Here is a 13,895-nt window from a genome sequence, read left to right on the forward strand (position 1 = left end):
CAGTTGAGCGAGCGGCTTCCTCTGTTCCCGCTCGGGACGGTCCTGCTCCCCGGGCTGGTCCTACCCCTGGAGATCTTCGAGGAACGGTACCGGATCTTGGTGCGGAAACTGCTCGAGCAGCCCGCCGACCAGGTCCGACGGTTCGGAGTGATCGCCATCCGGCGAGGCCGGGAGGTGGGTCCGGCCCTGCCGGCGATCCACGACGTGGGCTGCACCGCCGTGCTGCGGCGCGTCCAGGAACACTCCGACGGGCGGTTCTCGCTCATCACGGTGGGCGGTGACCGGTTCCGGATCCGCACGGTGGACCGGCACAGCGAGCCCTACCTCGTCGGGGATGTCGACTACCTGCCGGACGACGTCGGCGACACCGACGACACCGACGACACCGTTCCGGCAGTCCAGCGTCTGCTCCGAACCTACGCCGACCGGCTCGCCGCCACCGGCACCGTGCAGATCTCGCTGCCGGACCTCCCCGACGACCCGATCGCCCTTTCGTACGTGATCGCCGCCGCCGCCGTCACCGACGTCACCGAACGTCAGGGGCTGCTCGCCGCGCCGGACGCGGCCAACCGACTGCGGGCCGAACGGGCGCTGCTCCGCCGGGAGATCGGCCTCCTGGAAAAGATCACCACCATCGGATCGAGCGAGTTGCGCCGGGTCGATCCCAGCCCGAACTGACCCCCGCCCGAACTGACCCCAGCCCGAACCGTGGGACGTTCGCCACCCGGGGGATCGACGCTCAGTCCCCAGCCCCGACCTCAGCCCCAGCCCCGTGGCCGGGCGCGTCGCCGGGCGCGGTCGGACCCCGCCTGTCCTCGGCGGCGTCCGACTGGGCCCGCGAGGTCACCCACAGCCCGACGAGGAGTACGAGCAGGGCGGTCACCGGCATGACAAAGTAGAGCCCGCCCGCGCGGACCTTCATGTCCACCAGGTCGGTGAGCAGCGGAGAGGCGTCCTTCGGCAGCGCGTGCAGCAGCTGGGGCGAGCGCCGCAGGTGGCCGATCCAGCCGGCGATCAGCGAGCCGCCGATACCGCCCGCGGCGAGCCCGACCGGGACCGGCCATCCCGCGTCCCGGACCCGCCAGCACGCCACGGCACCGCCGATCACGCCGGCGACCGCGCAGATCAGGGCGAACCGGACGTCGATGTCGCTCTGGACCGTAAACGCCGATTCATGCCCGTCCAACGCCACGGCAAGATCCAGATGCGGCGCGGTCGCGGCCCAGAGCAGGCCGAGCGGGAAGCCGGCGAGCGCCATCGCCGCCGCGCAGATCAGGCCGGCGACGGCCGCCGAACGAGCACCGAACGCCCGGCCCGGGTTCCGCCCGGGCGGYGCCGGTTCACCGGCCGCGGGGACGGCGATCGCCGGATCGAGGGTCGGCTGACCAGGGTGGTGCGGCCCGTCCCCGGGTGGGACGTCCCCGGGTGGGACGGACAGCGCGACCGGCTCGACTCCGCGGATGCCCGACGACCGCTCCATCATGACGCGCTTTCTGCCACTGGCTGTCTGTCTCCTCGTCCCCGGCCTACCAGCATCCCCGGCCTACCAGCGCGTTGTCGCCGACCGGCCGCAGGCCGTTGACCCTACCGCGCCGGTCGGTCCCGCAGCAGTCCTGCTACTACGCTGGCCCCGCTAACTATGACGCCCTCAGGACGTGCCGACACGGCGCAGTGCCATCGCCGCGACAGACAGCGCCACCATCCCGACGGCGGCGCAGATCCCGAGGTCGAGGACCACCTTCGCCCAGTCGACACCGGGTTGGAAGGCGGCCGCGAGGGCGTCCACCGCGTAGCTGCTGGGCAACGCGTCCCGCGCCCAGCGGCCGACCTCGGGCAGCCGGCCGGAGGGGATCACACCGAAGAACAGCACGATGCTCATTCCGAGCTGGCCGGCGACGGTCGCGAGCTCCGGCCGAGGGGCGAGCAGGCCGATCGCCGCCCCGAGCCCGGACAGGCAGATCCCGGCGAGCGCCACGACGGGCAGCAGCAGCCACAGGCCGGACAGCGGCAGCCCGTAGAGCAGCGCCCCCAGCACCGCGGTGACGACAGTGCCGGGCGCCGCGAAGGTCGCGTACGAGGCCGCCGTGCCCAGCACCACCGCGACGCCGGGCACCGGCAACGTGAGGTAGTAGTCCAGGGCACCGGCCGCCCGCAGCGCCCCGAACCGCTGGGCCAGCAGGTTCAACGCGACGAAGGCGACCACGAGCACCGTGGAACCCGCCACGACCTGCCCGGCGGCCGTGGTGTCGCCGACGTCGAGGATCCCGCGCAGCAGCACGAGGATCCCGACCGACTGGAACGACGCGACGAACAACAGGGGGATCCGTCCCACCTTGGAGCGGGCGAGCTGCCCGCGGTAGACCGCACCGAACGCGGTGCGGAACGACGTCGGCGGCGGCAGCTGCGGCGGGGCACTGCTCGGCGGGGCGGAGGCCGACACCGGCCGCGTGGCGGGAGCCGGGCGGCCATCCGCGACCGATGGCGCCGGCACCCCGGGTGCCCCGCCACCGGGTGCCCCGCGCGCGTCCGGAACGACGGTCACCGGAAAATCACGATCATGCGCGCTCCAGGTCCCGCGACCTGCCGCCGAGGGTGAGGTACACGTCCTCCAGCGAGGGGGTGGCGAGACTGAAATCGTCCAGCGCGGCGAACGCCGGGCCGGCGGTCAACCGGCCGAGGGCGTCACGGGCCGCGGCCGGAGCCAACCGGATGGTCCACCGCCGTCCGTTGACCACGGCGAGCGCGGCCAACGTCGCGACGGTGGGGTCGTCCGCGGGCGGGTCGTGGCGCCACGCGAGGTCGAGCCGGACGTCACCGGACAACGATGCCTTGAGCTGGCCCGGAGTGTCGCAGGCGATCACCCGCCCGGCATCCAGGACGGCGACCCGGTCAAGCACCGACTCCGCCTCGAGGACGTTGTGCGTGATCAGCAGGACGGTGACACCGACGGTGTCCCGGCGACGTTGCAGCGCCGACCACACGGCCCGCCGGGCGACGGGATCGAGGCCGGTGGTCGGCTCGTCGAGGACGAGCATCGGCCGGTCCCCCACCAGGGTGGTAGCGACACACGCCAGCCGGCGTTGCCCACCGGACAGCTTCGACAGCGGGCGATGCGCCACCGCCTCCAGACCGAGCTCGCCGAGCACGGCGTCACGGACCGCCCGCACGGCGGAGCGGGGGACGCCGCGCATGCGGGCGGTGGTCGCCACGGCGGTGGCGACCGGCAGCTCGGCCAGCGCGAGATCGTCCTGGCCCAGATAGGCGGCGAGCCGGGCCGGCAGACCGCGGGCGGCCAGCACGTCGCGGCCAAAAAGGGTAATCGTGCCCGCGTCCGGCCGCAGCAGACCCATCAACTGGCGGACCAGCGTGGTCTTCCCGGCGCCGTTCGGCCCGAGCACCCCGAACACCTCGCCCTGCCGGACGTCGAGATCGATCCGATCATTGGCGAGAACGGCATGCTCACCCGTCCCGTGCCGCCGGGTGAGCCCGCGGACCGCGTAGCTCAACACATCGACCATTGTCGCAGTCGGAGCCGGTCGATGGTCCCGGGCCGACAACGGGCGCTGATCACACCGCGCTGCTCATCCACACCACGACGTCGAGCATCCGCAGCGGGGTGATCGGGGGACCCGCGACGGGTACCAGCGCCCCGAGCCGGCGGAACTCCTCGGCGTTCTCCCGCAGGTCGTACTGCATCGCGCGGATGAGCAGGCCCATGTACTGCCGCCAGGACCGCCCGTCCCGCGGCGACGGCGGGACGCAGTCCTCGTGCTGGTAGAAGATCCTCACCTTGGAGTCGAACAACGGGACCAGGGCGGRCCGCTTGCGGTGCAGCACCTTGGCGATGAGGGAGCCCTTGACGTCCCGGTCGGAGACGTCCGGGTCGTCGAGGGGGTCGTAGAGCGCGGCGACCAGATCGAGGGTGACCTCGTCGGCCTCGATGAGCTCGATGCCGGGAGGAAGCCTGTCCAACGCCCGCTGCAGCAACGRCATCAGCGCGGTGAGCGTGTGCATCCGATCCAGGTCCACGTGGACGCCGAGCAGGCACGGGGCCAGGAGATCCCCGGTGCACAGCAGATCCGGATCACTATTGGTGACCAGGCCGTCGTAGTACGGGTAGGCGTAGCGCAGACCTCGCTTGCGCGGCCCCAGGTACTCCTCGAGCAGGCTCTCCGCGTCGAAGACCTCCCGGGTGCCCTTCGCCAGCTTCAACCTGGGTCTCCTCATCATGATCCGTGAACTCCCCGGCCGGTCGCAACCCCAGGTGACGAAGCCGGTCTCGCCCCTCATCCTCTCCTGTCCCGGTCGACGATGGCGCAGGGGTCGGATGCCACGCCAGAACGGTCACCGTCCGCCACCCGTGCCCGGCACGTCGTCCGATCATGCGGACGGCTCAACCGGATCAGCGACGGTCCGGGGACAGTGGGATGAATCTCACACCCGGCGGCCCGCTTCCCGGTGGGGCCGGATCCACCACCCGCACCCGGGGATCGGTTTCGAGCTGCGAGAGCCGGCCGGCCGGGGCGCGGACCACCACGGCGAACAGACACCCGCACCCGGCCCGCAGGTCGTTCGCCGCCCGCCGCTCGCGGTCGGCGGCGGCGGTGTTGCCGACCTGTGTGTCGGCGGCGGCTCGGGCGTCCGCCTGGGCCGCCGCCGACCCGAAGGCCGCCCGGACGTCGGCCACCGGATCGCGCACGACGGCCTGCTCCTGTTCACCCCCGATACCGGCGGTGAAGAACACCTGGACGGTCCGGAAGTCGCCGAACACCTCGAGCAGGTCGGCGGGGGTGCGGGGCGCGGTGAGACTGGCCACGGCGTAGAGATCGGCGCCGGGGGCGGCCGAGGTCAGCAACGCGAGGTTCTGCCGGCTGGCGCCGAGGTAGTCGGCGACCGGGTCGTTCGGCCCGGGGCCGATCGTCACCGCGGGCAGCGCGGGCGCCACCGGCTGGTCGGGCGCCGCCGGCTGGTTCGCGGACGTCGCTGCCTGCTCGGTCGCCGAGGAGGACGGTCCGGACGACGGAGCATGATCGACGCCCTGCAGGATCGCGGCCGTCGCGCTCACCACGATCAACGCGACGAGTCCGAGGACGAGCATCCGGACGCCCCAGTCCACCACCCCGCCGGGCGTGACTCCGGCCACGTCGAGCAGGGCCGGCGGACCGTCATCGTCGTCGGAGCCGGCAGGCGAGGGCCGGACCCGGTCCCGGGTCCGGCGGACCCGACCGATCTCCCGCTCCGCCAGGCCCACCATCCACGCCCGGACGATCGCGATCGCGCGAGAGGTCGCCGGCAGCGTGCGGGCGTCGACCCGATCGAGCAGCGCCCCCAACCCGTGGACCGGTGGGCGCACGGTGGACCACCCCCGGCAGGCGGGGGCCGGGGCCGGCACCGCTCCCCCGGGTGCCGCGGGAGCGRGCACCGGCGCCGAGGTCGCCTCCCCGAGCGTCGCCGGCTCCGTCATGGCTGGTCCCGCAGCCGTTCCACCGCCTCGGCCAGGTCAGCCGGGTCCGGACTGGTGAACTCGACCCGTCCGCCGTGACCGGGATGATCGAAGGACAGCCGCGCCGCGTGCAGCCACTGGCGGGTCAGGCCGAGCCGCTCGGCGAGCGTGGGATCGGCCCCGTAGGCGAGATCCCCGACACACGGGTGCCGCAGGGCGGACATGTGCACCCGGATCTGGTGGGTGCGCCCGGTCTCCAATCGCACGGACAGCAGGGAGGCGGCCCGGAACGCCTCCTGGAGGTCGTAGTGGGTGATACTCGGCTTGCCGTCCGCGACGACGGCGAACAGCCCCGGCCGGCGCGGATGCCGGTCGATCGGGGCGTCCACGGTGCCCCGCAGCGGATCGGGATGGYCCTGCACCACGGCCCGGTAGCGCTTGTCCACCGTACGGTCACGAAACGCCCGTTTCAGCAGGGTATATGCGCGCTCGCTCTTGGCGACCACCATCACCCCGGTGGTACCGACGTCGAGACGGTGCACCACCCCCTGACGCTCGGCCGCGCCCGAGGTGGAAATGCGGTATCCCGCGGCGGCCAACGCCCCGATCACGGTCGGTCCGGTGAAGCCGGGCGCCGGATGGACGGCGACCCCGACCGGCTTGTCCACCACGATGATGTCGTCGTCGTCGTAGAGAATGCCGAGAGCCTCGACCGGCGTGGGTTCCACCGCCACCGGACGCGGCGGAGCGGGCAGCCGGACCTCCAGCCAGGCACCGCCGCTGACCCGGTCGGACCGGCCCCGGACCTTCCCGTCGAGGCTCGCCTGGCCGTCGTCGACGAGCGCGGCGGCCACGGTCCGCGACAGCCCGAACATCCTCGCGATCGCCGCGTCGAGACGGACGCCGTCGAGCCCGTCCGGGACCGGCAGGGACCGCAGGTCACCGCCCGTGATGGTCACTGCCCCCGCCGGGGGGATGATGCTCGGCGTAGCGCGTGCCGTCCAGACCCACGCCGCGCAGGGACAGGATGACCGCGAGCACGCCGCCGCAGACGATCGCGGAGTCGGCCACGTTGAAGATGGGCCAGTAGTGGAGGTGGACGAAGTCCACGACGTGACCGCGCAGGGGACCGGGCGCGCGGAAGAGGCGGTCGGCGAGGTTGCCCACCGCCCCGCCGAGCAGGGCGCCGAGCACGAGAGCCCACCCCACCGACCGCAGCCGGCGGGCGGTGAACACCACCACCGCGACCACGGCCAGGGCGACCAGGCTGAGTAGCACCGTCGCGCCGCCCGCGAGGCTGAAGGCCGCTCCGGAGTTGCGGGTGAGCTCCAGGTCGAGCAGGCCGGGGATGACCTCGACAGGCCCCCGGTCAGACAGGGTGGCCACCGCGACATGCTTGGTGAGGATGTCCGACAGCAGGACGATCGCCGCCGCGACCGTCAGCGTGGCCACCGCCCGGCGGGAACCGACGGTAGGGCGAGCCTCGTCCCGCCCGTGCGGCACCGGCGTCGACCCCCCGGGCGGGGCCGAGGGCTTCGTCGACATCGCCGGCGCGACGGACCCCGCGCCCGGGGTGACGCCCCCCGGCGCGGTCACCGCGTGATCGACGGGATCTTCGGACACACCGCTCCCGATGGTCGGCACCTCTCCTACCGGACCACTCTACGGCCCCGAGTCCCGACGATGAACCGGCCGCGCGGCGAAGGGCCGAGCCGGGGACGGGACCACTCGTCCCGCTGAGCTACGCTGATGGACAGCGGTACGGCGTGGACGGGGACGAGTAGCGGCGGGCGCAGCCCGAGCGAGCCGGGGTCGGTGGAAGCCCGGTGGCCAGCGCGTCGCGAAGATCACCCCCGAGCCGCCGGAAGAACGGAATCCGGTCGACCATCGGGTCCCCAGTAGATCCGGCCGCCGCGAGGACAACGAGGGGCCATCCCTCGGCCCGATCCGGCCGAGCGGGTGCGCAAGGAGGGTGGTACCGCGGTACCCCCGGTCCGGGTAGGACAGGCGGCCGGCGCATCGGCCGGATGGTCACGCCCGGGACCGGTGAGGCGTCGTCCCTCCGTTGGAGAACCAGCCCGACGGAGATTACGACTATGGAGACCGGGTCCCCACGATGAGCACCCCTCTGCGGCATCCCACCTTCGCTCCGCTGCCCGCCCAGGTGGACCTGCCCGCCCTGGAGCGGGAGACGTTGGCCCGCTGGCGCGACACCAAGGTGTTCCACCGTTCGCTGGAGGCCACCGCGGACCGCCCGCTGTGGGTTTTCTACGAGGGCCCACCCACCGCCAACGGCAGGCCGGGGGCGCACCACGTGGAGGCCAGGGTCTTCAAGGACCTGTTCCCCCGCTACCGGACGATGAAGGGCTACCACGTTCCCCGGCGGGCGGGCTGGGACTGCCACGGGCTGCCCGTCGAGCTCGCGGTCGAGAAGGAGCTCGGCTTCACCAGCAAAAACGACATCGAGGCGTTCGGCATCGCCGAGTTCAACGCCCGGTGCCGCGAGTCGGTGCTGCGCCATGTCGCGGACTTCTCCGCGATGACCGAGCGGATGGGCTATTGGGTCGACCTCGATGGCGCCTACCGCACCATGGACACCAGCTACGTCGAGAGCGTCTGGTGGTCGCTCAAGCAGATCTTCGACCAGGGCCTGCTGGTCGAGGACTTCCGGGTCACCCCGTACTGCCCGCGCGACGAAACGCCGCTTAGTGACCACGAGGTGTCCCAGGGCTACTCGGACGTCGACGACCCCTCGGTCTACGTCCGTTTCCCGCTCGTCGCCGACGCCCTGGGCCTCGCCGGGCAGGGTGCGCAGCTGCTGGTATGGACGACGACCCCGTGGACGCTGGTGTCGAACACGGCGGTGGCCGTTCACCCGGAGGTGGAGTACGTCCTGGCCCGCGCGGGGGACGGGGAGTTGTTCGTCGTCGCCGAACCACTGGTCACCGCGGCCCTCGGCGAGGACGCCGAGATCGTCGAGCGGTTCCGCGGGGCGGAGCTGGCCGGTGCCCGCTACACCCGCCCGTTCGAGCTGCTGGCGGCCGAGCGGTTCGCGGCCGGCACCGGCGTCCCGCACTCGGTCGTGCTCGCCGACTACGTGACGACCACGGATGGCACGGGCCTGGTCCACCAGGCGCCAGCGTTCGGCGCGGAGGACCTCGCGGTCTGCCGGGCGAGCGGGCTGCCGGTGGTGAACCCGATCGGGACGGACGGTCGCTTCCTCGCCGACGTCCCCCTGGTCGGCGGGATGTTCTTCAAGGATGCCGACGCGCCGCTGACCGCCGACCTGCGCGAGCGGGGCCGGCTGTGGCGGGCGTCGACGTATACGCACAGTTATCCGCACTGCTGGCGCTGTCACACACCGTTGATCTACTATCCGCTGCCGTCCTGGTACATCCGGACCACCGCCATCCGCGACGAGCTGCTGGCGCAGAACGAGCGGACGACCTGGCACCCCGAGCGGATCAAGACCGGTCGGTACGGCGAGTGGCTGCGCGGCAACGTCGACTGGGCGCTGTCCCGCAACCGATACTGGGGGACACCGCTGCCGGTCTGGCGCTGCGACGACGACCCCACCCACCTGGTGTGCGTCGGGTCACTCGCGGAGCTCTCCGAGCTCGCCGGGCGGAACCTGGCCGACCTCGACCCGCACCGCCCGTTCGTCGACGAGGTCACCGGGACCTGCCCGACCTGTGGCGGCGCCTCGCACCGGGTGCCCGAGGTGATCGACGTCTGGTATGACAGCGGCGCGATGCCGTTCGCCCAGTGGGGCGCCCCGCACCACAACCTCGCGGCGTTCACCCGGCAGTACCCGGCGCAGTACATTTGCGAGGCGATCGACCAGACCCGCGGCTGGTTCTACACGATGATGGCGGTCGGYACGCTGGTGTTCGGCCGCTCCTCCTACGAGACGGTGCTCTGTCTCGGCCTGCTCCTGGACGCCGACGGCCGCAAGATGAGCAAGCATCTCGGCAACGTGCTCGATCCCTTCGAGCTGTTCGAGCGGCACGGCGCGGACGCGGTCCGCTGGCTGATGCTCGCCGGCGGCTCGCCGTGGGCGGACCGCCGGGTGAGTCACGAGGCGATCGAGGACATCGTCCGCAAGGTCCTGCTCACCTACTGGAACACCTCGTCCTTCTTCGCTCTCTATGCCGGGGCAGCCGGCTGGCGCCCAGGCGCGGACCCGGCCGCGGACCCGCGCGCGACACCGCCGGCCCGACGGCACGTGCTGGACCGCTGGGCGCTGTCCGAGCTCGCGGCCACCGTCGCCGAGGTGGACGATGCGCTGGAGAACTTCGACTCGCTGCGGGCCGGGCGGCGGATCGCCCGGTTCGTCGACGACCTGTCCAACTGGTACGTCCGCCGGTCCCGCCGCCGGTTCTGGGCCGGCGACGCCGACGCCCTGAGCACCCTGCACACCTGCCTGGACGCGCTGACCCGGGTGATGGCGCCGTTCACGCCGTTCCTCACCGACTGGCTGTGGTCACGGCTGTTCGCCGACGCATCCCCGCGGACCCCCGACTCGGTGCACCTGGCCGCCTGGCCCGAGCTCCCGGCGGGGCTGCACACGCCGGAGCTCTCGGAGCAGATGGATCTCGTCCGGCGGATCGTGGAACTCGGCCGCGCCGCCCGGGCCGCCAGCGGGGTGCGCACCCGCCAGCCGTTGCCGCGGGCGGTCGTCGGCGCGAGTGCCTTTGACGAGCTCTCCCCCGAGCTGATCGCGCAGATCACCGAGGAGCTCAACGTGACCACGGTGGAGCCGGCGACCTCGGAGGTCGTCGACATCTCGGTGAAGCCGAACTTCCGGGCGCTGGGGCGGCGCTTCGGCAGGAACACCAAGGCGGCCGCCGCGGCCATCGCGGCCGCCGGTCCTCCCGTCAACGGACGGCTCACCGTCACCGTTGACGGGGAGGACGTCGAGCTGTCCGGGGACGAGCTGATCATCACGGAGACGCCGCGGCAGGGCTGGGCGGTCACCGCCGAGTCCGGGCTCTCCGTCGCCCTCGACCTGGAGATCTCCCCGCAGCTCGCCCGCGCCGGGCTCGCCCGCGACGTCGTCCGGGTGCTCCAGGACGCGCGCAAGGCGGCGGGGCTGGAGATCACCGACCGGGTGGACGTCTCCTGGGCGGCGACGCGCGAGGAGACCGCGCTCGCTCTGCGTACCCACGGTCAGACGGTGGCCGAGGAGGTGCTGGCGGTCTCCTTCACCGAGGCGGCCCGCACGGAGCTACCTGCGGCGCAGCCGCGCGAGACGGCAGCCCGCTCGGCGGCCGAGGAGCTGGGCCTGGCGTTCACGCTCACCCGGCACGAGACGACCGGCGGCTGAGACCGAGGCCCGGGGTCAGCGAGAGGCCCGGGGCCAGCGAGAGGCCCGGCGTACTGCTCCCGCCGGGAGCAGCGCCGCGGCGGCCAGCGTCAAGATCAGGGACGCATAGACGAAACCGCTGCCGGCGAGGATGCCGACCACCGCAAGAACCGTACACAGAGCAAGAACCGCTCCACAAAGCGTCAGCATCTCTCGATCACCCCATCACGAGACCGGCCGTCCGCGCCGGTGCCGAGGGCCACGCCGGACCCGCCGAGGGCCGCGCGGTGGATGATCAGAACTCCTGCATTCCCGGGGCGTCCCGCCGGGTGGCGTCCATGTCCGGCCGGCCGTGACCGTTGTCGCGGGCCATGGCGGCGCCGGCGGGCAGGGGCGGACCGGGCGGGAAGGTCGGCTGGTGGGCGGGGCTCTGCGCAGCGCCACTGGGCCCCATGCCCACCGCGGGCGGTGTGGGTCCACCACCCGGGTTGAGGCCCGGCCGCGGAGGCCCGCCGGCACCGACGGCCGGCTGGGTCGGCATGCCGTCCAGGTCCCGCAGCTGCATCTCCAGGTAGGCCCGCAGCCGGGTGCGGTACTCCCGCTCGAACGCCCGAAGCTGCTCGACCTGGCCCTCGAGACGACGCTTGTCGTCCTCCAAGCCGCCGAGCTGCTCGGCCACGTGCGCCCGGGCCTCACCGATGATGCGGTCCGCGTCCGCCCTCGCCTCGCGGCGGGCGCGTTCGGACTCCGCGCGCGCCTCGCGCAGCGCCTCGTCCGCCGTGCGCTGGGCCAGCACGAGGGTACGGGCGACCCGCTGCTCGATGTCGGCCTCCACCTGCGGGTTGCCGCCGGCCCGGGCGGGCGGTCCGGAGGTACCCACCGCCGAGATCACCGTGGTGGGGGCGCCACCCTGCTGCGGCGCGGGGGGCTGCGGCTGCTGGCCCCGCTCCCGGGCAGCCTGGGCGGCCTGGGCCTGCGCCTGGGCGATCTGGCGACGCGCCTCGTCGAGCTGGCGGCGCAGGCCCTGGTTCTCCTCGAGGATCTGCGCGGGCACGCCCGGACCACCACCGCCGGAACGCCGGGCCTCGTCGAGCTGCCGGCGCAGGTCGCTGTTCTCGTCCAGCAGCCGCGTCAGCTCGGCCTCGACCTCGTCGAGGAAGGTGTCGACCTCATCCTCGTTGTAGCCCGTGCGAAACCTCGTCGGACTGAAGACCTTGTTCTGAACGTCCTGTGGTGTCAGARCCACGTCGCCTCCTCGTGCGGCATCGCCGCTCCCCGAAGAGAGGGCGGTCTGCGGGCAGTCTGCCGCGCCCGCGCTCGCGGTGTGCACAACAACCCCGTCACAGCCTCTGCGCATAGCTTCGAAGCACGATGACCACTAGGAAGAGCAGCAGGAACCCGAGGTCAAGCGCAACGCTACCCACCCGCAACGGCGGAAGAAATCGCCGGATGAATCGTAACGGAGGGTCAGTTACCGTGTACACGATCTCGAAGACCAGTACCAGCGGGCCGGTCGGGCGGAACGATCGGCTGAGGGCAAGAACCAGATCGATGATCCATCGTGCTATCAGGAGCAACAGATAGACCGTCAGCACCCAAAAGATCAAGCTTCCTACTGTGCTGATGGTGCTCTCTCCTGAGAAACGGGGGGGACGCGAACGCCCCCTGACTATGACTGGTTGTAGAACCCACCCTCGCGGATGCGTCGCTTGTCCGTCTCGGTGACCTCGACGTTGTGCGGCGAGAGCAGGAAGACCTTGTTTGTCACCTTCTCGAGGTCGCCCCGCAGCCCGAAGATCAGACCTGCGGCGAAGTCGACCAGCCGCTTGGCGTCGGCATCGTCCATGTCGGTGAGGTTCATGATAACGGGCGTCCCGTCCCTGAACTCCTCGCCGATCTGGCGCGCCTCATTGTAGCTGCGTGGCTGAAGCGTGGTGATCCGGTAGGGGTGCGACTCCTCCACCGCGGCCACCCTGCGCATCGGCACGGGACCGGCGGGACGCAGCGGTTCGACCGGTGGACGTCGCGGCATGGCGACCGGCTCCTCACGTGCGTCTATCCGACGGACCGTACGGTCCATCGGAACCGGTTCGTGCATAGCACGCCGGTCGTCACGACCGACCGCACGACCGTCGTCATAGTCGTCGTCGAGATAGTCCTCATCCTCCTCGGCCAGACCGAGGTAGACCATCGCCCTGCGCCCGAGCCCCATGGGCGCGACTCTAAGGGACACCAGGCCGTTCACCGAACAAAGCGGTGCCGATCCGAAGGTGTGTCGCGCCTTCGGCCACAGCGTCCTCAAGATCTCCCGACATGCCGGCACTGATGACGGTGGCCTGGGGATGCCCCACCTTCAGGCGTTCCGCCACCTCACGCAGTCGCGCGAACGCAGGTCGTGGCTGCCCCCTCCGGGGGGCGACAGCCATCACGCCTCGCAGGGCCAGTCCCGGCGCCTCCTCGACAAGATCGGCCAGGGCRGAAAGGCCGGCCGGATCGATCCCTCCGCGCCTCGAGCCGGCGATCGACGCGCCGATCTTCCCATCGGAAGCACCAGGGAGGTCCAACGAGACCTGGAGACAGATCGACAGCGGGCGGCCGCGTTCCATTGCCAGCCGGGAGAGCACTGGCACCAGGCTCACCCGATCCACCGACTGCACCCAATCCGCCCAACGAAGAACGGATCTGGCCTTGTTGCGCTGCAGTTGTCCCACGAAATGCCAGATCGGATCGTCGGAACCGGTGGCACCGGAGGACAGGCCGTCACCGGTTCCCTTGGCCGGGACGCTCCGTTCCCCGCCGATCAGCCGGGTGACGAGACTCACCTTCGGCCCGGCCTCCTGCTCCCGGTTCTCGGCGAAGTGCCGCACCCCGAGCGTGTGCATCATCACAACATCCTGGGGTGGGTAGGTTTTACTGACCGCAATGAGGGTGAGGTGGTCCGGATCACGGCCCGCGGCCCGGGCCGCCCCCGCGATCCGAGCCCGGACCTCGGCCAGCCGCTGCGTCAACCGGTCCARGYGCGCCGGATCGAGCTCGATCGGGGCGGGCCGGTCCGGGGCGGGCCGGTCCGGGGCAGGCCGGTCCGGGGCAGGCCGGTCCGGGGCAGGCCGGTCCGGGGCAGGCCGGTCCGGGGCAGGCCGGTCCGGG

Annotated in this window: 14 protein-coding genes; 2 read left to right on the forward strand and 12 right to left on the reverse strand. The window is 72.1% G+C overall.

What is annotated here, in order from left to right:
- Window positions 1-3: 3 nt before the first annotated feature.
- Complete coding sequence (locus KBI5_RS00535) at window positions 4-678, forward strand: LON peptidase substrate-binding domain-containing protein (RefSeq protein ID WP_011435874.1); 675 nt, start codon at window positions 4-6, stop codon at window positions 676-678.
- Between the two features lie 61 nt (window positions 679-739).
- Here KBI5_RS00535 and KBI5_RS00540 read toward each other — a convergent pair whose 3' ends face one another.
- From KBI5_RS00540 to lspA, 7 genes are all read right to left on the reverse strand, one after another.
- Entirely contained in the window at window positions 740-1,483 is a 744-nt protein-coding gene (locus KBI5_RS00540) for a hypothetical protein (protein WP_011435873.1), read from the reverse strand.
- 165 nt (window positions 1,484-1,648) lie between these two features.
- On the reverse strand, window positions 1,649-2,440 hold the full coding sequence (locus KBI5_RS00545) for an ABC transporter permease (protein WP_232234952.1): 792 nt from the start codon (window positions 2,438-2,440) through the stop codon (window positions 1,649-1,651).
- Between the two features lie 115 nt (window positions 2,441-2,555).
- Complete coding sequence (locus KBI5_RS00550; protein ID WP_011435871.1) at window positions 2,556-3,518, reverse strand: ABC transporter ATP-binding protein; 963 nt, start codon at window positions 3,516-3,518, stop codon at window positions 2,556-2,558.
- A gap of 49 nt (window positions 3,519-3,567) precedes the next feature.
- Window positions 3,568-4,212, reverse strand: coding sequence for a DUF6308 family protein (locus tag KBI5_RS00555; protein ID WP_085014016.1), 645 nt, complete (start codon window positions 4,210-4,212; stop codon window positions 3,568-3,570).
- A gap of 190 nt (window positions 4,213-4,402) precedes the next feature.
- Window positions 4,403-5,464 (reverse strand): hypothetical protein, encoded by a 1,062-nt coding sequence (locus tag KBI5_RS00560; protein ID WP_085014017.1) that lies wholly within the window; start codon window positions 5,462-5,464, stop codon window positions 4,403-4,405.
- The gene (locus KBI5_RS00565) at window positions 5,461-6,402 is read right to left on the reverse strand and encodes an RluA family pseudouridine synthase (RefSeq protein ID WP_085014018.1); all 942 of its coding nucleotides are present in this window, start codon (window positions 6,400-6,402) and stop codon (window positions 5,461-5,463) included. Before KBI5_RS00565 ends, KBI5_RS00560 begins: the two co-directional genes overlap by 4 nt.
- Window positions 6,383-7,039, reverse strand: coding sequence for a signal peptidase II (gene lspA / locus KBI5_RS00570; protein ID WP_313949946.1), 657 nt, complete (start codon window positions 7,037-7,039; stop codon window positions 6,383-6,385). Before lspA ends, KBI5_RS00565 begins: the two co-directional genes overlap by 20 nt.
- Before the next feature lie 520 nt (window positions 7,040-7,559).
- Here lspA and ileS point away from each other — a divergent pair.
- Window positions 7,560-10,769, forward strand: coding sequence for an isoleucine--tRNA ligase (gene ileS / locus KBI5_RS00575; protein ID WP_011435866.1), 3,210 nt, complete (start codon window positions 7,560-7,562; stop codon window positions 10,767-10,769).
- A 15-nt stretch (window positions 10,770-10,784) separates the two neighbouring features.
- Here the strand turns inward: ileS and KBI5_RS26775 are convergent, their stop codons facing one another.
- The 5 genes from KBI5_RS26775 to KBI5_RS00595 form a co-directional block, all read right to left on the reverse strand.
- Window positions 10,785-10,958, reverse strand: coding sequence for a hypothetical protein (locus KBI5_RS26775; RefSeq protein WP_175455920.1), 174 nt, complete (start codon window positions 10,956-10,958; stop codon window positions 10,785-10,787).
- 85 nt (window positions 10,959-11,043) lie between these two features.
- Window positions 11,044-11,994 carry a DivIVA domain-containing protein gene (locus tag KBI5_RS00580; RefSeq protein ID WP_085014019.1) on the reverse strand — a complete coding sequence of 317 codons (951 nt, stop codon included), beginning with the start codon at window positions 11,992-11,994 and terminating at the stop codon, window positions 11,044-11,046.
- A 94-nt stretch (window positions 11,995-12,088) separates the two neighbouring features.
- Window positions 12,089-12,343, reverse strand: a complete 255-nt coding sequence (locus KBI5_RS00585) for a YggT family protein (protein ID WP_035730579.1) — start codon at window positions 12,341-12,343, stop codon at window positions 12,089-12,091.
- A 74-nt stretch (window positions 12,344-12,417) separates the two neighbouring features.
- Entirely contained in the window at window positions 12,418-12,960 is a 543-nt protein-coding gene (sepF, locus tag KBI5_RS00590; protein ID WP_023840535.1) for a cell division protein SepF, read from the reverse strand.
- Between the two features lie 10 nt (window positions 12,961-12,970).
- Window positions 12,971-13,786 (reverse strand): alanine racemase, encoded by an 816-nt coding sequence (locus KBI5_RS00595; protein WP_085014020.1) that lies wholly within the window; start codon window positions 13,784-13,786, stop codon window positions 12,971-12,973.
- Window positions 13,787-13,895 lie beyond the last annotated feature (109 nt).

It is taken from the genome of Frankia sp. KB5 (assembly GCF_002099325.1).
Classification (GTDB): Bacteria; Actinomycetota; Actinomycetes; order Frankiales; family Frankiaceae; genus Frankia; species Frankia casuarinae.